12 protein-coding genes and 1 tRNA gene are annotated in these 18,573 nt (G+C 42.0%); 5 read left to right on the plus strand and 8 right to left on the minus strand.

Annotated features, from left to right (window positions below; translation table 11 throughout):
* Window positions 1-147: 147 nt before the first annotated feature.
* The 3 genes from RM347_RS07135 to RM347_RS07145 form a co-directional block, all read right to left on the minus strand.
* Window positions 148-218 (minus strand) — tRNA-Gly (locus RM347_RS07135).
* A 50-nt stretch (window positions 219-268) separates the two neighbouring features.
* Window positions 269-1,504 carry a hypothetical protein gene (locus tag RM347_RS07140; RefSeq protein WP_428850522.1) on the minus strand — a complete coding sequence of 412 codons (1,236 nt, stop codon included), beginning with the start codon at window positions 1,502-1,504 and terminating at the stop codon, window positions 269-271.
* 47 nt (window positions 1,505-1,551) lie between these two features.
* The gene (locus tag RM347_RS07145; protein WP_322721134.1) at window positions 1,552-5,094 is read right to left on the minus strand and encodes a response regulator; all 3,543 of its coding nucleotides are present in this window, start codon (window positions 5,092-5,094) and stop codon (window positions 1,552-1,554) included.
* A 1,032-nt stretch (window positions 5,095-6,126) separates the two neighbouring features.
* On the opposite strand from RM347_RS07145, the gene RM347_RS07150 reads away from it, so the two are divergent.
* Window positions 6,127-6,759, plus strand: a complete 633-nt coding sequence (locus RM347_RS07150) for a GNAT family N-acetyltransferase (protein WP_322721132.1) — start codon at window positions 6,127-6,129, stop codon at window positions 6,757-6,759.
* Window positions 6,760-7,380: 621 nt separating this feature from the next.
* The gene (locus RM347_RS07155; protein WP_322721131.1) at window positions 7,381-7,935 is read left to right on the plus strand and encodes a hypothetical protein; all 555 of its coding nucleotides are present in this window, start codon (window positions 7,381-7,383) and stop codon (window positions 7,933-7,935) included.
* Window positions 7,936-7,943: 8 nt separating this feature from the next.
* Here the strand turns inward: RM347_RS07155 and RM347_RS07160 are convergent, their stop codons facing one another.
* The 4 genes from RM347_RS07160 to RM347_RS07175 all read right to left on the minus strand — a co-directional run bounded on the left by RM347_RS07160 (window position 7,944) and on the right by RM347_RS07175 (window position 12,704).
* Window positions 7,944-9,089: a histidinol-phosphate transaminase gene (locus RM347_RS07160; protein ID WP_322721224.1), complete on the minus strand. Its 1,146-nt coding sequence runs from the start codon at window positions 9,087-9,089 to the stop codon at window positions 7,944-7,946.
* Between the two features lie 98 nt (window positions 9,090-9,187).
* Window positions 9,188-9,823: a YqiA/YcfP family alpha/beta fold hydrolase gene (locus tag RM347_RS07165; RefSeq protein ID WP_322721130.1), complete on the minus strand. Its 636-nt coding sequence runs from the start codon at window positions 9,821-9,823 to the stop codon at window positions 9,188-9,190.
* A 108-nt stretch (window positions 9,824-9,931) separates the two neighbouring features.
* On the minus strand, window positions 9,932-11,308 hold the full coding sequence (gor, locus tag RM347_RS07170; RefSeq protein WP_322721129.1) for a glutathione-disulfide reductase: 1,377 nt from the start codon (window positions 11,306-11,308) through the stop codon (window positions 9,932-9,934).
* Between the two features lie 337 nt (window positions 11,309-11,645).
* Window positions 11,646-12,704 (minus strand): FecR domain-containing protein, encoded by a 1,059-nt coding sequence (locus tag RM347_RS07175; protein WP_428850523.1) that lies wholly within the window; start codon window positions 12,702-12,704, stop codon window positions 11,646-11,648.
* A 683-nt stretch (window positions 12,705-13,387) separates the two neighbouring features.
* On the opposite strand from RM347_RS07175, the gene RM347_RS07180 reads away from it, so the two are divergent.
* The gene (locus tag RM347_RS07180) at window positions 13,388-14,689 is read left to right on the plus strand and encodes a hypothetical protein (protein ID WP_322721127.1); all 1,302 of its coding nucleotides are present in this window, start codon (window positions 13,388-13,390) and stop codon (window positions 14,687-14,689) included.
* A 34-nt stretch (window positions 14,690-14,723) separates the two neighbouring features.
* On the opposite strand, the gene RM347_RS07185 is transcribed toward RM347_RS07180, so the two are convergent.
* Window positions 14,724-15,545: a sulfurtransferase gene (locus tag RM347_RS07185; RefSeq protein WP_322721126.1), complete on the minus strand. Its 822-nt coding sequence runs from the start codon at window positions 15,543-15,545 to the stop codon at window positions 14,724-14,726.
* Window positions 15,546-15,572: 27 nt separating this feature from the next.
* Here RM347_RS07185 and RM347_RS07190 point away from each other — a divergent pair, with 27 nt between their 5' ends.
* Both RM347_RS07190 and RM347_RS07195 read left to right on the plus strand, forming a co-directional pair.
* A complete protein-coding gene (locus RM347_RS07190) occupies window positions 15,573-16,625 on the plus strand; it encodes a tRNA (5-methylaminomethyl-2-thiouridine)(34)-methyltransferase MnmD (RefSeq protein ID WP_322721125.1) in 1,053 nt (350 codons plus the stop codon).
* 571 nt (window positions 16,626-17,196) lie between these two features.
* Entirely contained in the window at window positions 17,197-18,417 is a 1,221-nt protein-coding gene (locus RM347_RS07195) for a two-component system response regulator (protein ID WP_322721124.1), read from the plus strand.
* Window positions 18,418-18,573: the final 156 nt, after the last annotated feature.

An 18,573-nucleotide genomic window follows, 5' to 3' on the forward strand; every position in this document is an offset into this window, starting at 1 on the left:
CTTCACCCTGTATTGAATTTGGCTGCTTTTAGTGTCAAGTTATTTCTGCACAATGTCAAATTTTGAATTTAGTATTGCTGTTTAAATAGGTTATTTCACCAAGCCCAGACTTACTTACTCTACTAGTGCATTTCAGAGTTTTTTCTAAGCGGGCGGCGGGAATCGAACCCGCATTAATAGCTTGGAAGGCTATAGTTTTACCACTAAACTACGCCCGCAAATTTCCAACCCTATAAATGTAACACAGCTTTTGCAAAACTTCAAGCATTTAGTTGGAATTGGCGGGTTGGATTTTAATCCGTACAAACAGATCGCTCCAATCTGGTTTTGTGCCATCGTTGTTGTGCGCAGCAATAAAGTTTTCTGTTTTAAAAACTTCGCTGAGGACTTGCTCGTATGTACTTTTTTTACTTTGTAGCGTTGCTGGTTCTATTTCTAGAACTACAGCCTGTTGAAATTTGCCATTCTTATCAATTATCAAGTTAGCCAAGAGTTGTGCTGGCTCAAGTCCAGAATTGTGAACAAGAAAACTTGAGTCTAATTGTTTTGTGTCGCTTCCGCCGTATAAAGCGATAACGTCAGGTAAAGCATTTGGTCGTAATCTTCCTGCTTGTATCAAGTTACTCACTTCATCTCTAAGTAAAGGATCTACTATTGCTAGCGATCCTCCCTGAGTTGGAGTTGGCGGAGTTTCTCCTGTGGGATTACGTGGAGTTTTCCTAGTAGGAGTTGGTGAAGTTTCGCCTGTAGGATTACGTGGGGCTTCCCTAGTAGGAGTTGGTGAAGTTTCGCCTGTAGGATTACGTGGAGTTTCCCTAGTTGGAGTTGGTGAAGTTTCTCCTGTGGGATTACGTGGAGTTTCCCTGTTTTCAGGTTCCGAAACTGGTGGATTTGATGGAACACCTGTTGGTAGTAGCGTTCCCTTGCCCAATTTGATTTCTTGACGACGGTTCCAAGGTAGATTACCGACTGGAACTATAGGTCTTGGTGTAACTGTAGGTCTTGGTGTAGCTGTAGGTTTTGGTGTAGCTGTAGGTGTCGGCGTAGGAACTACCTGTTGTTTCAAGGGTTTGCTATTAGGTTGAGATGCGTAAATTTGGCTCTTTTGCCGGAGATTACCCGCAGAATTTATTGCGCCAAAATCTTGATTTCTGAGCGTAGTTCGTGCTGTTTGTGGTGAACGTGCTGGTATAGACTTTTGAGTTGAAGATAGTAGCTTTGGTGAAACTGTTTTGGCTGTTGATTTTGATTTGATTATTGATTTTGTTTTGGGAGCAATATCTATCAATTCAATGGGAACAGCAGATTGACTTTGCTGGGGAAACCACAGACTAAATGCATTAGATGAGCGCATCAGCCAGAACGCCAGCAAGTGCAGAGAGACTGAACCGATAACGATAGAAATCCACAAACCTGGTGGGTCAGTGTGTCGTCTCCAGACCTTGGCTGGAATTGGAGTTTTGTCTGCAACCGATGGTGTCATATTATAGAAACTGGATATCATTAGCCATTCTTACTCATTGCTAATGCTTTAAAATACCAGTCTAAATTTTAGCGATTAACCATTACCTCTGGTGTAACAGCGAAAGTCAAAACTGTTTCATCTACTCCTTTAAGTTCTAGCGGACTACCTTTAGTAATTTCTTCTTCCTGCAAATAATCTGCCACAGCAGCAGAAACCAGGATCGTACCGGGAAGAGCGGCAGCTTGCAACCTTGCAGCAATATTCACGCTTGGACCAATAGCAGTATAATCGGCACGTTCAGCGCTACCAAACATCCCCACAACAGCAGTACCTTGGTGGATACCGCACCGAAACTGGACGCTAGTAAGTCTGTCACCATCGAATACACCTTGGTCTCGCCAGCGCTGGTTTAAGTCAGCCAGTGAGCGGTGCATTGCTCTTGCTGTATTGATGGCACGGCGCACTTGTTCATTGGGGGTTAGCTCTTCTGGCGCTCCGTATAAAGCTAAGATAGCATCTCCCATAAATTTATCTACAGTGCCGCCATTGCCAAATACAACCTTGGTCATAGCTTCTAAATATTCATTTAGCAATTCTGCGACTCGTCGGGATCTGAGAGTATTTGATAACTGTGTAAAACCCACGATGTCACTAAACAAAACTGTAATTAAGCGTGGTTCTGGGCGCAAATCTAACGTTAAATCTCCGGTTGCAGCTTTTTGCACCAATACAGATGGCAAAAAGCGTTTTAGCACCGATTCTGTTAGATAAGTATTTAACTCCACAATTCGTCGTTCATTTTCTTTCAACGCTAAAAGATTCCGAACTTCCGCCAAAAGTTCCCGATCATTGAATGGTTTTGCTAAATAAGCATCTGCGCCATGTTCTGTACCTTCGATACGGGTTTCTTCGTCAACTTTCGCTGTCAGCAGAATAATTGGTGTTCCTTTCAACTTCTCCTCATTGCGAATCATCTGAATCATCTCAAGTCCGCTCACCAAGGGCATCATTAAGTCAGTCACAATCAAGCTGGGTATAATTTCCTTAGCTATACTGTGCCCTTCATAACCGTTACGAGCTGTCTGTACATGATAGCCGTTGCGGCGGAAAATCTCAGATACATAGGTTCGCAAATCCGGGTTATCATCTACAACTAAAATTGAGTGCTGAGTCTTAAGTGCTGAGTCTTGAGTATCAATAATGGGGGGGAAATTTCTTGTAATATCTTCAATATTGTCTGTTGTTGGCTCTACAAGTTCTAAATCAGCCAATTCAACGCTAGCGCGGCTAGTGTTCAGTTCGGTAGGCGTTTCTAGTACTTGCTGTACAGGTAAATGAGCATTTCCAGTAACAAGCCATAAACTAAAGGTAGTGCCTTGTCCGTAAACAGATTCCACAGTTACTTGACCACCATGTAATTCTACCAATTCTTTAACTAAAGCTAAACCCAAACCACTGCCCTCATAGGAGCGGTTTGCTGAACCTTCAGCTTGGCGGAAGCGCTCAAATAAATGGGGAATTTGTTCTTTAACAATGCCAATTCCAGTATCTTGTACTTGCAATATGCAACGATCGCGCTCAGATTTTAGTCTGACACTGATCGTGCCACCTTCAGGAGTAAACTTCATGGCATTTGACAGAAGGTTGTAAACCACCTTGTCAAATTTCTCTATATCCAAGTACACCGTAGAACATTCATCTAACTGAGTGGCGAGATTTAATCTCTTTTTCTCGCAGTAGGGACGAAAAGATTCAACAATTTGGCTGACAAATTCGACTAAATCGCAGGGATGGAAACTAGGCTGCATTCTCCCCGCATCCAGGCGTTGTAAATCCAGGAGTTGATTTACCAGTCGTAGCAGGCGACGGGAGTTACGCAGGGCGATCGCACTTTGGGAGTAAGATAATCCCTCACCAGCAGCCACCGCCGACTCTAAAGGCCCTTGAATCAAGGTGATGGGAGTGCGAAACTCATGGGAGATATTTTGGAAAAATTCGGTTTTTTGTTTATCTAACTCCAGTAAGCGTTCAGCTTGTTGACGAGTTTTTTGATATAAGTGTGACTGCTGTACAGCGATCGCTGCTTGAGCTGCTACTGCTTTTGCCAAATCTATATCAGATGACAGCCATTGGCGTACTTTTTTACCCTCATGCAATGTAATACTACCGATACATTTACCATCAGCTAATAATGGTACAAACATTAGCGATCGCGCTGGCATTTTTAAAGGCAAATCAAAACCCTGCACATCTGAGGGAGAATGGCTCACATTACCAATTACCACAGGTTCATGTGTCTGTAGCATTTGTTGGAGGATTGGATTTTCCTGTATAGATGCTTGAGAATAGGGTAATCTCTGGGTTGATAGGTGATTCTTGCTTGAATTATTGTCTGGGGCTGGCAATCGCAAATTTTCTGGATGTTGAAAACTGTCATACAAGCCCACACACTCGACAAACTCATCTTCCTCTGTCCACAAAGACAGGACACAGCCATCGACTTGTAAAGCTTGTCCTAGTTGCTGGGTGATCGCCGCAAAGATATCTTGGGGATCTAGGCTAGAGCGAATCGCGCTAGTAATCGTATTAATCAAGCTCTCTCGTTTGGCAAGGGCACGTACTTGTTCGTAAGCATAAGCTTGAGACAAAGCTAAGGCTGCCTGATCTGCTACCATCAACACTAACTGCACCTCTTCATCCCCCCAGAAGCGAGGCAGCGAACACTGGTGCAGTGCTAGCACTGCCATTAGTTCTTGTTGGCAGATTAATGGCACAACCAAACTAGAACAAATATTAGCAGCAGCAAAAGCTGCCCCACGTTCGCGCAGTTCGGGAGTATCACCGTGAATGCGCTCATCATCGATCGCGTCGTGAATCACTTGGACTTCGCGGGTTTCCCAAATCGTCTGAGCCAAAAGAGACAAAGCTCCGGAAATGGTGGAACTCAGATCCCCTTTTGGGGAGATAGGGGAAAGACCTATTGCAACCTCTCCTCTGCTCCCTTGCTCCCCTGCTTCTTCAGAAAGAGCCTTCTGATAAATAAATCCTTTATCCGCCAACTGCTCATCTTGGAAGGGACGCAACAGACAGACATCCACCTCCAACATATGACCCACTGTATCTACAATTGCCTGCAAAATTTGTCTGTAGTCTAAAGCACTACGGATTGTATTTGTAACGCTATTCAGCAGCGATTCTTGACGAAGTGTGCGGGTAAGTTCGCGGGTTCTGGCTCTGAGAACATTGTGGGTATCCAAAGCTTGGCGTACCACTGCTTTGAGCTCCTCAGCTTCCCAGGGTTTGGTGACATATTTGAATACCTTACCAGCGTTAATTGCTTCCACCAAGTCTTCGACATCGGTGTAGCCAGTTAAAATAATCCGGATAATATCTGGATATTGAGTTGCTGTCAGGCTCAAAAATTCTGTACCGCTCATCATCGGCATCCGCTGATCGGAGATGATCACTGCGACCTCTCCCTCTTGAGCCAGCAGATCGAGGGCCGCAGGACCAGAGGTTGCCCTTAGCACCTTATAGTCGCGATAGAAAGTGCGGTAAAGCAAGTCAAGGTTGTCTGGTTCATCATCGACAACCAAAATTTTAGGCTTACTGTTTGCTTGGGATTTCATGCACCGCTTTCCTGCTGCAACGGCAGTCGGATAAAGAATAATCTGATTGGGTAAGGATTTTTCTGAGCCAAGTGAGAGCAGAGCATTTTGACCAATAAGGCTGTTTGGCTACATGACTGCTGAGTGTAGGAGCGTTTACTCACAGTAATTCGTCTCAATGGCTTGTGCCGATTACCGTTTGCTTTGGTGCAGTGTAATTGCTTTCATAGTCTGTTTTAGTGTTACAGAGCCGATGCTTGCTTGCCAAATCTTCCTTCACCTCCTGTGAGCAATGTCTGATACTACATACAGCGCTCATAGTTAGCTGGAAAATCCAGATGAAGCTGCATATTAAGTTTTCCCTCCGCAGCAGTTGTACTAACATTTGCAGGTAAATTTTATTTATGGTAGTCATGGTACAGTCAGCAAAATTAAAACAATAAGATTTAAAGCCAAAGTATACTATTAGACAAATACCTCTTTCTAATTTAGCAATCAGAACTATCATTAAGACAAGTGGTAGTGGTTGAAGAGTTAAAGATTAGGGATTAGGGAACCTTGCAGATTCTTGCCCCAGTACCTGTACAGCCTATTCCTATGACCTAGTAGCAAAGTAGTATCAGTGTAGCGGCAACTGCAAAAACAAATTCAGTACTGCAACCAAGGGTGTTTTGAAATCAGAGTTTGCCGATGGTGTACTTACTTAACAATTTTGTAGGTGCTGTCTACGGACAAGTTATGCTATTTCTCTGCCCACTCACTTAAAGCTGTACCACTTTACAGATGTTTTTATGGTAATCAGTCTAATATCCTGCCTACCTAAAACAAGGGATGCACCTGAAGCTACTGAATTTAAGGTTATAGATTTATGAAGCTGTAACTCCTAAGACTCTTTCAAAAATGCAGGTTATAAAACCCCAGACTAAAGTGTAAAACTTGGTTTGATCCACAAGCCAAAGCGAATTAGCAATATCGAGTCGGTTTAATCTCCTGGGCAGCTATTAAGTTTTCATTTAGTTGAAATGGTGTTTTAGAATATTTGAGAAATTTTCTTTGAATAAAATCAATACTAAACTAGCCTTGAAATATCGGTTTTTTCACCCATACAACCAACAGCCAATCGATCCAGCTTCTTGCCAATTCCAAATTCGTACGGCTACACCTGCTGATTTGATTGGTGTTGCCCAAATTATTACTGAAAGCTTTCACTCCCACAAGGGTATATGGGGATGGGCTTTCCCATTGCTACGTCTGGGTATTTACGAAGACTTAAGGCATCGGATGGCATCACCTGCGCCCCGTCATGTTTGTTTAGTAGCCTTTGAAGCTACTACTGGCGAGGCTAATAACTTAGTGGGAAGTGTGGAACTAGGTGTACGTTACAGTGATTCATGGAGCCAAGTTGGTGTAGGTTTTCCTTATTTATCTAATTTAGCGGTTCACCCAAAATACCGTAGACATGGTGTGGCCTCAGGATTACTTACTAGCTGTGAAAAAGTTTCTAGCGAGTGGGGATTTCAAGACTTATATCTCCATGTTTTAGAAAATAACCATCAAGCAAGACAGCTTTATTTCAAGCTGGGATATCGGGTACATAAAGTCGAGTCGAATTGGAATACATTTTTCCTAAGACGCTCAAGCCAGATGTTATTGCACAAGCACCTGAGTGCTGACTCCATTATCTGAATTCTGTATTGTAAAATTTTATGTTGGAATTAATTGGGATAAAATCTGTTAATCATAGCGATAATCAAACACAAACTAACTTAATTAAAAAAACTAGCCAATCTTAGTTAAACATCTAGATAAAACCGAGTAAATAACTTTTGGTTAATTATTTTGATAAATATTTTATTTATACTTACCATGAAAAATTTCATTCACTATTTTAAAAAAGTACCTTTTTAGTAAATATTTTTAATATTTTATAATATTAAATTTTGCCTTTTTGGATTTTTAAAAAATATTTTAAAGTATTCGATATAGATAAAGAAATGGATTATAATGGCAATATATGCAGAAATTCTGCTTACAAAAATCATCATTCCCTCATAATAACTTTGTAATTAAGATATTCATCTTTATAAAAACTTTAAGAAAACATTCCTATAGTTTACAGACAAATCTAGTTATATCCCATAAAATATAATCACTCAATTACTGAAACAACGCGTGTCTATTGCGATTTTAGTTAAATTGACCAGAAAAGTCTTGATAATAAAAAAATTGAAAAACCTGATTTGATATAACAACTAGTTCCATTTTGAAGTGCATACTACTACCACATTCATTGAAACTTTAAAAAACATGGATAGCGAACAGCATCAACGCTATCAGACCTCTATGGTATCAACTTATTACCCTGAAACTAGTTTCCTTGACTCTCTTGTCATGTCAGACGGAACTGAGCAATCGCAAGGCTCTGATATCCTTACACGTTTGCACAGTGGAGAAGTTTTCATCGTCAATAGTCGTAGACGAAATGGATTAATACTTTTTAAACGCTACCATGCAGAGTTTGCTGGGCCTGGGGCTGCTGTGGGTGGGGATTACGATTGTGATTGCCAAAGGGCACTGCCCATAGGTAATCTGTCTTTATTAACTCCAGAATCTAATGAAGAGCGCCAGAAGGCTTACTTGATTAGGCGACAGTGGATTCGATTGATCAAACAAATTACAGAAAACCCACTACCTGGGCAGCGAGTCCAGAAGATTCTCGATCAATTTGAACAATACTTTCCACCAGAAATAGTGGCTCTTCTGCCAGATGTTGCCTTTGCTCTTTTAGTGGGTGTGCTGCCACAAACAGTGGGAATAGTACGCCGTTTGGGCAGTGAGGTAAACAGCAGATTTAATTACTGAGTGAATTGCTAAGATTCCAAATTTGCTAAAGCAGCTTGTACTCGATTTACGGTGCGGGTGTTTTCCTCTATTGTCCCGACAGTAATTCGTAATCCTCCGCTAATGTGTCGCACAAGAGTGCCGAGTGTCCGAAGTTTCTGGTGGAAAGTTTTTAAAGCAGCATCTTGTGAATTAAAGCCATTTGGTTTAAGACGCAGGTAAATAAAATTAGCAGCACTTGGGGTAATTTGCAGTTCTGGTTGCTGAGATAAAATTTCGATGAGTTTGGCTCGTTCACTCAGGGTTTGGGGAATTGACTCCAGCAAGAGTGTGCAGTTTTGTAAAGCAACTAATGCTGCTGCTATGGAAAAGCTGGGGAGATTGTAGGGTAAGCGAACTTTTTCTAAGATGGCGATCGCTTCAGGATGAGCGACGCAATAGCCAATACGGAGAGATGCTAATCGGAAGGCTTTAGAAAAAGTACGTAATATTACCCAATTCGGATGTTGTGCTAATTCATCTACTAGGGTAGTCTGGCTGAATTCAAAGTAAGCTTCATCAATTACTACCAAAATCTGCTCGCTCAAACTTCTTAACCATGCCAACTCTGCCGCAGTTAAGCTATTGGCAGTCGGCGAATTGGGATGGACTACAAAAACTACGCGAATGGGAGGATTTTGAGTTTTTTCAATGGCAGACTGTGCGGCTTTTAAGTCAATTTCAAAATTTGTTTCATTTCTACCCACCGCCACTACAGGAATGCCCAAAGTTTGTGCCAGAATTCCGTACATAGAGAAAGTGGGATTGGCAACTAAAATTGAACCTTCTCCTCCTAGACAGGTGGCGATTAATAAGGAGCGGATCAACTCATCTGAACCATTGCCCACAGAAATATTGGCAGCAGTAATAGATAAAGAGAGACCAGCTGACTCATTGACGTACTCGGCGATCGCATCCTTAAGTGTTTCATGTCCGCCATCTGGATAACGATTTGTTTCAATTACTTGCTGATACGTCCAGGACAGTTTTTCTTTTAACTCCGATGGTAAATCATAGGGGCTTTCATTTGTATCCAGCCGATCAAACTGTGTGGGGACAGAATCGGCTGTATTGCTGCTGGGGTGAGGTTTGTATGCGGTAAATTGGGCTAAATCTGACCGGATGAAGGGAAGCATAATTTTAGTCATTAGTCATTGGTCATTAGTCATTAGTAACTAAACAAAAGACTAATGACTAAGGAATTAGTTATGTGAGAGTCTAATATTTTACAGCTTCAAGGTAATTGGCAAAAGAGGCGAATTGCCTGCCAAATTTCTTCCATAACATTACCCAAGGCGTGGTCACTGTCGAGTTCGACTAACTCCACCCAAGGACGCCAACGCGCAAAGTCACGACTGGCTTCAATAGGAATGACTTCATCCTTTTTTCCATGCAAAATTAGGGTGGGGATAGGACGTTGCAAAAGCTTTTCTGGGTATTGGGCAGCATTTGTAATGAAATCGTAACTTAAAGGAATTAATCGCTCCTCCCCATAGTGGTAGACCATGATATATTTTTCTTGCTGCCAACGCTGTACTTCCTCATCGCCTAGCTTGGGCAACCAATGGGATAAAAACCCAAAAGCTGGTGCTAACAGCACAAGACGTTGTACTTGTAAATATTGCTGACTCAAGTGGGCAGCGGTTAAACCGCCCAAACTTGAGCCAATCAGCGTTACTGGCGTAGAATCATTGCTGAATTCTCCAGCAACTTGAGTAATCTGACGAGTGATTGTCAACTTGGAAAAATCGCCAGCATTGAGATCGGGAATTTTTAGCTTTGTTTGAATTTGGGTAAAGCGATCGCCTATATCCCGCGTTTTAGCAGATTTAGGACTCGAAGCAAAGCCGTGAAGATATATGTATTGCAAGGCTGTAGATAGTTAGGAGTTAGAGAGACGCGATTAATCGCGTCTGTACAGTAGTTAGAAGTTAGGAATTTTAAGTTATGAGTTTCTTTCTTTAACTCATAACTCTTATTACCGCATTGTGACAAATTCTTCGGCTGTGGAGGGATGGATACCAACAGTGGCGTCAAAGTCTTTTTTAGTTGCGCCCATCTTCACAGCGATCGCTATACCTTGAATGATCTCAGCTGCATTTTCACCTACCATGTGAGCGCCTAGCACTTTATCAGTGTTGCTATCAACCACCAACTTCATCATTATCTTCTCTTGCTTACCAGTTAAACTATGATACATGGGGCGGAAACGAGTGCGATAAATTGTTACAGCATCACCAAGTTGTTCTTGTGCTTCGGCTTCTGTCCAGCCGACTGTAGCGGCTTCTGGGGTAGAAAATATGGCTGTGGGTACAGTTTGGTGACTGAATTCGCGACGGTTATTTCCGAATTCACTATCGGCAAAGGCGCGACCTTCGCCAATGGCTACAGGAGTTAAATTAATTCGGTCAGTGACATCACCAACAGCAAATATATTCGGTTGACTAGTTTGACTATATTTATTGACTGCGATCGCACTTGTGGTAGGGTATCCAGGCCCTTCGATAGAACTAGCGACAACATCAACCCCAGCATTTTCTAAACCTAGTCCATCTACATTCGGAGTTCGACCAGTCGCCACTAAAAATATGTCGGCAATTACTGGTTCTTGGTCGTCCCCTGATAAAGTCAGTTTCAACCCTTCTGGCACACGTTCAATTTCTTTCACCACATTATTCTTAATCAGCCGAATTCCGTGGTTCGTCATGCCTTCTTCAATTTCTGTGCGGACATCCTCATCAAACCCATTCAAAATCTTTTCACCTCTGGTAATTTGTGTTACCTCAGAACCCAAACCGCGCATAATACTAGCAAATTCCGTGCCGATATAACCAGCGCCAATAATAACGATGTGTTTTGGTTGTTCTTTTAGGTGAAACATTTCGTTGGAGGTAATGCCATATTCCATCCCTGGTAAATCTGGTTTGACGGGACGCCCACCAACAGCAATTAAAATTTTGTTTGCTGTAAATTTTCGTCCATCAACTTCTACTGTGTGGGAGTCTACCAATGTGGCGCGACCAGAAATTAGTTCCACTCCCGCTTTTTCTAAAAAGCTGATATGTAGTTGCGACAGTCGTCGAACTTCCTTATCTATAGAGGTAATGAAATATTCCCAGTCCAATTCCGCATTACCCACTTTCCAGCCATAGCCTGAAGCGTCACTGAATAGTGTGGGAAAGTGAGAGCCATAGACCATGAGTTTTTTAGGAACGCAACCGCGAATTACGCAAGTGCCACCAACTAAATCATATTCAGCGATCGCCACTTTTGCTCCATAGCTAGCCGCCCGTTTAGAAGCCGCCAAACCTCCTGAACCCGCACCAATTACAAACAGGTCGTAATCAAAAGTCATAAATTTATGTTCTCTTTAGCAACAAGTTAGTTCCTGGGAACTTACACACAGAATCTGATTGAACTATATAAGAAGAATATCTGGTAAACCCTGTGTAAGTCCTGTCCTTGATTTAATCTAGCGTTAGCAGATGCTCTCTGGTCGTAGGGAATATCACTTTTTGCTGTAGTTGTAGAGGCAGTAACTATAATTATTTGTCATGGTTCTGCCTTTGGTGTCGGGCATAAGTCTGTGCTAATGCATTGGAACAGCTAAGTTCCACAGGACTTACGCAAAATTATGACAAAACGAACCGCGTTCGGCATTTGCAGAGCATCTTGTACCGCCATTAGCAGTTTTATGTGCTTGGAGAGCCAGTTGGGGTTACGGGTGTTGTCTCAGTTGGGGTTACGGGTGTTGTCTCAGTTGGGGTTACGGGTGTTGTCTCAGTTGAGGTTACGGGTGTTGTCTCAGTTGGGGTTACGGGTGTTGTCTCAGTTGAGGTTACGGGTGTTGTCTTAGTTGAGGTTACGGGTGTTGTCTCAGTTGGGGTTACGGGTTTTGTCTCAGTTGGGGTTACGGGTGTTGTCTTAGTTGAGGTTACGGGTGTTGTCTTAGTTGAGGTTACGGGTTTTGTCTCAGTTGGGGTGTCGGGTGTAGGACTTAGCCGCACAAAAGAGGGGTTTTCAATTACTCCCTCGCCTTTTATCGGTGGCTGTGCTTGCAAGGCCGCAGCAGTTTCGGCTTGAACACTGGTGATTGCTGGATCAGCTGTAGGCACAGGACTTTGCCTGTTCAAATCAAGTTCCCGAACCAGTTGGCTTGTTTCATAAAAATTTCTCAGATCAAAATCATATAACCTCTGAAATTTCCCTTTAACTATAATCGCCATTTGCCCTGCTTCCAGCACCTGAGTTTCAGAAGCTTCCTTGTTAGAAACTTCAATGCCGCTATTTGTCAGCGCACCCACAATCGTGGTATCTGTTTGTTGGTTGTAGCGTACAAATAATGCTGAACCACGAATTGCTGCTGCTGCATTTGGTGTTTGTATACGTGTTTGCCCCTTTCCTGGTGGGATGAGCAGCAACACAGTCCCATTTGACAGTTTAAAGTCACGAGTCTTCGGCAAAAATTGAAATAACGCCTGTTCTCCAACTCGTGCCAAAGAGCCATCATTGAATCGCAAATCCGCTAGGGAAGCTCGACCAGTTGACAGCCCGTCCCCAGGAGACATTGCATCTAATTTGCGTGCAGGACGTTTCTTCAATTTATCTTTGGGTATCAGTTGTACGACGTTGCGGAGGTTCTGAATCTCTGCTCGCGTTAGAGGAGTTATGGCACTTACCCGATTTGGCAAAGGCAGTACTATAACTCCCCATAAACCAATCACCAATAGTGGAAACGATTTATAAAACATAGTTTGATAATTTTTAAGCTTCAACTAATATCAAAAAAAATTAAATTTTTAAGTTAATGGTAATTGTTAGAGGAATTTTTTTAGATAAATTAGTTTAAATTTTACTTTAGATTTAATACATAAAATTAATAACCAAGAAAATATATAACTCATATTTGATTTTTTAAGGAACTTAGTACAGATATATTTCCTTCTTTTTTGTTCCCTATTCCTTCTCTACGCAAGTAAATTCAGGAATCAAATCGGATTACTATATGACTATATGTATTTAGTTTATTTAAGTTTTCCTTCTGAAAGTGACATTGTGTGCAATAAAGTCTGTAGCAGATTTAAAAGTTAGTATTTAACATAAACAATTAAATGAGGAGTACCTTACAAATAATCCTTTCTAATCAGTTCAGCCACAGGGTCATCATTTATGCATAACAAGAAGTTGCTAGGGATTTGTTGTGAAATTACTTACTGGCTGTATTTCACTAAATTTCAGCAAAAATTTTATCGGGGCATCTCAGTTTTACAATACAATCTGGGAAAAAATCCGAAAAGTAACAATTTTAGTTTGTAGTTTCAGTATATACCTACAACGCTAAAATAGATGCAATCAATTGTATATTCTGAATCGGAACTTCCGATATAGCTTGTGGGTCTACATTTGCCAAACGAGATCAACGCGATCTAACCAGATGCGACTCAAAAACTGGAAAAATTTGTTTTTTTGTATTTTGTTAGCATCCAGTGGTGGAAGCTGGTGTTGCATTAGAGTAGATGCGGCAGAATCTGCAAATACAGATATTTGGCGTCCTGAAAATTTAGCAAGTATACAGGTGACTTATCGGCAGCTATGTCAGAATTTGGAGCAAGAGACAATTAACTCTTTGTGCAAGCAGTCCAGTGAGTTGCATCCTTTAGACTCTCAGATGCCGTTGAATCTGACACAGCAAACACCAGAAACTACTCAAACCCCAGTCCAAACTGAAGAACCTGAAGATAGTCAAAAGCAAAATGACTCGCCACAGCTAGAATCGCAGCCAAGTAATTTGCCTACATCTCCTTCAGACTCAAAAGAGGAACTATTAAATGCACCTGAGATAAATTACTCCCAAAGGCTAGAGAGGCTAATACAGCTGCTGCGATCGCCAAAACAGCCACCTGAGTCTGATAGCGATCGCGAATTGGGATTGCGGGTGCGGTTACGACCCCTAGAACAGCAGCTACCACCCATAGAACAACCCATAGTACCTAAGTTTCAACCCATAGGCTATCTACAGGGCCGTATAGGCTACTTCCAGACGAATAATATTTTTTCCTCAAATGATAGTCCCATAGAAGATGGTTTAATTATTTCTGGACTGACACTAGCCTCTGCATATTTCCCTTTGACATCTAAGACTTATTTAAACGCCTCAATTGATGGCAATCTCATTCGTTATATCAATCAGTCACAATATCATTACAACCAGGTGAGATTTAATCTCAGTCTTTATCAGCAGCTATCTCAGCGAATGTTCGGAGAAATCAGTTGGAGCAATCAACAGTTATTTTATGCCAACAACAGCGATCGCCCCAATAGCTTCAAAGCAGGCGATCGCTTTTTAAATGAGAACTCCCTACAACTGGCTTTGGGACGGCGAGATCCCTTAACTTCAAGATTAACGCTAGATAGCTTGTACGAATTTAGTGTAGATTTTGCTGATCCCCTAAGTCGTAATCGGATAATCAATTCCTTTTGGGTGTCTCTGAACTACTACTTGCAAAAGCCTCTTCAGGTTGGTATTGACTATCAGGGTAACTTCTCGGACTTTACACAACGCGATCGAGAAGACGAATTTCATCGGCTATTCGGACACTTAAATTACCAAATATCCGATACCACTAATCTAAATGTACAGGCTGGAGTAAGTTTAGGTAGTTCAACCGTCGAAAACATTGATTTTGATGGCTGGTTCTTCAGTGTTAATTACAGTTTGCAATTAGGTCGGTTTTGAAATTTGTCCTTTGTGAAAAACCAATGATTAATGACTACATATAACTAATCCAATCACTCCAGCTACCAGCATAAAGTTTACCCTTGCTAATGCCAGCTAATTCTAAAGACAGTAAATTCACACAAGCAGTAACACCAGAACCGCAATATACCAAGATTTCTTCGGCTGTTTCTAGGTTTTCCCACCGACGGCGTTGTTCCCCTTGAGGAATTAGGTAGCCAGAAGAGTCTGTAACTTCTTGCCAGGGATAGTTGACTGCACCGGGAATATGTCCGGCAATTTTATCAATTGGCTCTCGTTCACCTCGGTAGCGATAGCTTTCTCTTGAATCTACCAATACTACCTTGTGGCTCTCTTTCCGGCTTTTCACCTCCGTCATATCTACCACCTTTTCTGTTTGTACTTGAGCTACAAACATACCCATCCGGGGGGGAGAAATAATATCTGTAACAGGATACCCAGCTTTTTGCCATCCAGCAAAACCTCCATCCAGTACTGCTACTTGCTCATGTCCTAGATAGCGCAACAGCCACCATAGACGAGCCGCAAAGGCAAAACGCGAATCATCATAAGCTACAACTAAACTTTTTTGGTAATTTACCCCAATCGCTGCAAATTCCTTAGCTATATCATTGGGGTTAGGTAAAGGATGTCTCCCGCCATGTTGACCCACTGGACTGGAAAGATCCTGATTCAAATCTAAGTAACATGACCCTTCTATATGACTTGTTTGATACTGTTTTTGTCCTAGTTGTGGATCGGCTAAAGAAAAGCGACAATCCACAATAACGACTTGCGGATCTTCTAGATGTTCAAACAGCCAAGCTGACGAAACAACAAATTGGGAATTGGGCATTGGTCATTATTTAGTTTTTTTTGTAAGATGTCAGACTTAGAGAATTTTACACCTAAGCTAACAGCAGATGGTTCTTTCACCTTTGTCTCTCAAGAGTTTGGTGAATCCTTTCACAGTCATTATGGAGCGCAGCAGGAGAGTTTTTTCAAGTTTGTGGAACCTACTCAACTGGCTACAGCCGCGCAAAAACCAGTCTTGCGACTATTGGATGTTTGTTATGGTCTAGGATATAACACAGCTGCTGCCTTGCAGACAATTTGGGCAGTGAATCCCAGTTGTTGTGTTGAAGTAATCGGTTTAGAAGTGAATCCAGCGGTACCGCAAGCTGCGATCGCTCATCACTTTTACGATAATTGGAACTGTAACTATATTGAAATTTTGAAAGAGCTAGCTTTTGAGCATCAAGTGCAAACACCTTGCCTGAAAGCGAAGCTCCTAATTGGCGATGCCAGAACTACGATAAAGCTAGTACTTCAGTCGGGTTTCTGGGCAGATGCAATTTTCCTTGATCCCTTTTCACCACCACAGTGTCCTCAATTATGGACTGTTGAATTTATTAAACAGCTGTCATTGTGTTTACATCCAGATGGTTTATTAGCCACTTATTCTTGTGCTGCTGCTGTACGCACAGCACTTTTGTCTGCTGGCTTGGTGATATATTCTACCCCACCCGTGGGAAGGCGATCGCCTGGTACTGTGGCAGCACACGCAAGAGGTGGGGGAGTAGGGGAGCATACTTCGACTCCTTTCGACTTCGCTACCTCGGCTCCAGTTCCATCGAGCGAAGTCGAGATGCTCGGCACAAGTCAAGGCAAGTCGCTCAGTAACCGGGAGAGTAGGGGAGAAGAGGTGAGTCTAGGTAAAGAGTCTCCTCTGCCCCTTTCACAAGTTGAAAAAGAACACTTGCTAACTCGTGCTGCTATTCCCTATCGCGATCCTCAATTGAGCGATCCAACCGAAGTCATAGTGAAGCGGCGACAACAAGAGCAACAAACCTCTTGCCTGGAACCTACCTCCCATTGGCGAAAAAGATGGCTGTTGGGAACACAAGGTAGGGATTTTATCGGAACTAGTTTGTAGTTCAGTTGCGATGTCTACTACGGGCGTAGCTGCGGCAACTACAAGCCTGATCCTCAGTCCTTTATTCCGAAAAATTAGACATTTTTTGCCAAAAATTCTGATTTCTTTTCCAAAAACTCAGGCAACGAGTTTTTACGAGCCAAAGAGCTTACTTCTGATGTTAGTATTTATTATCACATACCAATTAGCAATACTTGTGTATTGCTATAACTGAGTAAGTAAAAAAATATATATATTTAATGATTACCATAAAGATTTGAAACTCAAAACCCGATATTCGATATAAAGTGGTCAATTATAACGGTTTCTGACGCCCTTAGGTTAAAGAATCTCCGTAAAAAACCTGATTTAACATTTGTGAAAATTCATCATACTGGAATTAGAAGCAAAAAATTTGACAACAAGATACACCTTGTTCGTAACATAAAAGATACAGGCTGCGAAAAATTCAGATAGGCAGCTTGACATCATGCATAATCCCTATGAAAACTCCGGCTCAGATACAGTTGAATATTAAATTTGTTTTTGAAATCTGACACTGTTAACTTGTGCAAAAACTTGGAGTGCCTTTGTGATTCAATGGAAATCCAACCATACAGGCTTTACAGAAGAAGTTGTTAGTGGGTCAAAGCCCATTAGCACAGTGAAGAGTATAGGTTCAAATCATGCCGTAGGATCGCAAAATGCGGAGAGTTATTCTTTAGGCTTATCTCAAGGAGACCTTATGCTTGAAGATAGCCAAGCAGTGTCTTCTTGGATAAAAGCTGATGTTAATTGTGGTGAAGATTCATTGGTCTCTAGAACACTACAAGCCAAAGGTTCTAAAGTGAATGGGTTTGATTTAGATCCGCCGAAGGTTTTAGTAGTTGACGATCATGCCGCCAGTCGGATGACTGCTGTTGCCCTCTTGGGCATGGAAGGATACGAAGTGATTGAGGCGGACAGTGGTTCTATTGTTGTCGGATTGGTAACTCAAAAACAACCAGATTTGATTTTGCTGGATGTGATGATGCCAGGAATGGATGGATTTGAAGTGTGCCAATTGCTCAAACAGGACGAGCAGACTAGGCTAATCCCAGTAATTTTTATTACAGCGTTAAATGACAGGCGATCGCGCATTCGGGGAATTGAAGTTGGGGCAGATGATTTTCTCACCAAACCCTTTGATCGTGTAGAACTGGCGGCGCGTGTAAAGTCCTTGGTGCGGCAGAAGCGTTTGAACGAAGATTTAGACCATGCCGAACAAGTACTGTTTTCCATTGCCATGTCTATTGAAAGTCGCGATCCCAATACAGGCAACCATTGTGAACGCCTGGTAAAACTGGGACAAGTTTTTGGTGAATACCTTAACCTCTCACGCTACCAAATTCGAGATTTGAGGTGGGGTAGTTATCTCCACGATATCGGTAAGGTGGGTATTCCCGATGCAGTGCTGCTCAAAAAAGGCAAACTCACCCCCGAAGATTGGCAGATCATGCAGCAACACGTTTTGATTGGAGAAAAAATCTGCCAGCCACTACGCAGTATGCGGGGTGTGATTCCCATTATTCGCCATCACCACGAACGCTGGGATGGCTCAGGCTACCCTGATGGACTCAAGGGGGATAATATTCCCTACCTAGCGCAAGTATTTCAGTTAATTGACATTTACGATGCCCTAACCAGCGAACGACCTTACAAAAGAGCTTTTCCTTCAGCAGAAGCACTTTCAGTGATGCAAGAAGAAGCTGATTTCGGTTGGCGTAATCCCAAACTAATGCAGCAGTTTGCAGAGTTTATTCGCTCCTGTTAGTCAAAACGTTAGGGAGTGGAAGTAGGGGATTTTGTCGCTACCATAATTAGCACGAATTTCTATTATCCTGACTCATTGTATATTTCAGTCTTCTATGATTAGCTAGTATGATTTGAGCCTATATCTTAAAGTACCAACAGCATTAATCACAATTTC

Origin of the sequence: Nostoc sp. ChiQUE02 (genome assembly GCF_034531305.2) — a bacterium.
Lineage (GTDB): Bacteria > Cyanobacteriota > Cyanobacteriia > Cyanobacteriales > Nostocaceae > Nostoc.

What these genes read in the sequence shown, in the direction of transcription:
- RM347_RS07140 (WP_428850522.1), bottom strand. Translation starts at nt 1,504, where the DNA reads ATGATATCCAGTTTCTATAATATGACACCATCGGTTGCAGACAAAACT.
- RM347_RS07190 (WP_322721125.1), top strand. Translation starts at nt 15,573, where the DNA reads ATGTCAGACTTAGAGAATTTTACACCTAAGCTAACAGCAGATGGTTCT.
- RM347_RS07155 (WP_322721131.1), top strand. Translation starts at nt 7,381, where the DNA reads ATGGATAGCGAACAGCATCAACGCTATCAGACCTCTATGGTATCAACT.
- RM347_RS07145 (WP_322721134.1), bottom strand. Translation starts at nt 5,094, where the DNA reads ATGAAATCCCAAGCAAACAGTAAGCCTAAAATTTTGGTTGTCGATGAT.
- RM347_RS07160 (WP_322721224.1), bottom strand. Translation starts at nt 9,089, where the DNA reads ATGCTTCCCTTCATCCGGTCAGATTTAGCCCAATTTACCGCATACAAA.
- RM347_RS07180 (WP_322721127.1), top strand. Translation starts at nt 13,388, where the DNA reads ATGCGACTCAAAAACTGGAAAAATTTGTTTTTTTGTATTTTGTTAGCA.
- RM347_RS07175 (WP_428850523.1), bottom strand. Translation starts at nt 12,704, where the DNA reads ATGTTTTATAAATCGTTTCCACTATTGGTGATTGGTTTATGGGGAGTT.
- RM347_RS07185 (WP_322721126.1), bottom strand. Translation starts at nt 15,545, where the DNA reads ATGCCCAATTCCCAATTTGTTGTTTCGTCAGCTTGGCTGTTTGAACAT.
- gor (WP_322721129.1), bottom strand. Translation starts at nt 11,308, where the DNA reads ATGACTTTTGATTACGACCTGTTTGTAATTGGTGCGGGTTCAGGAGGT.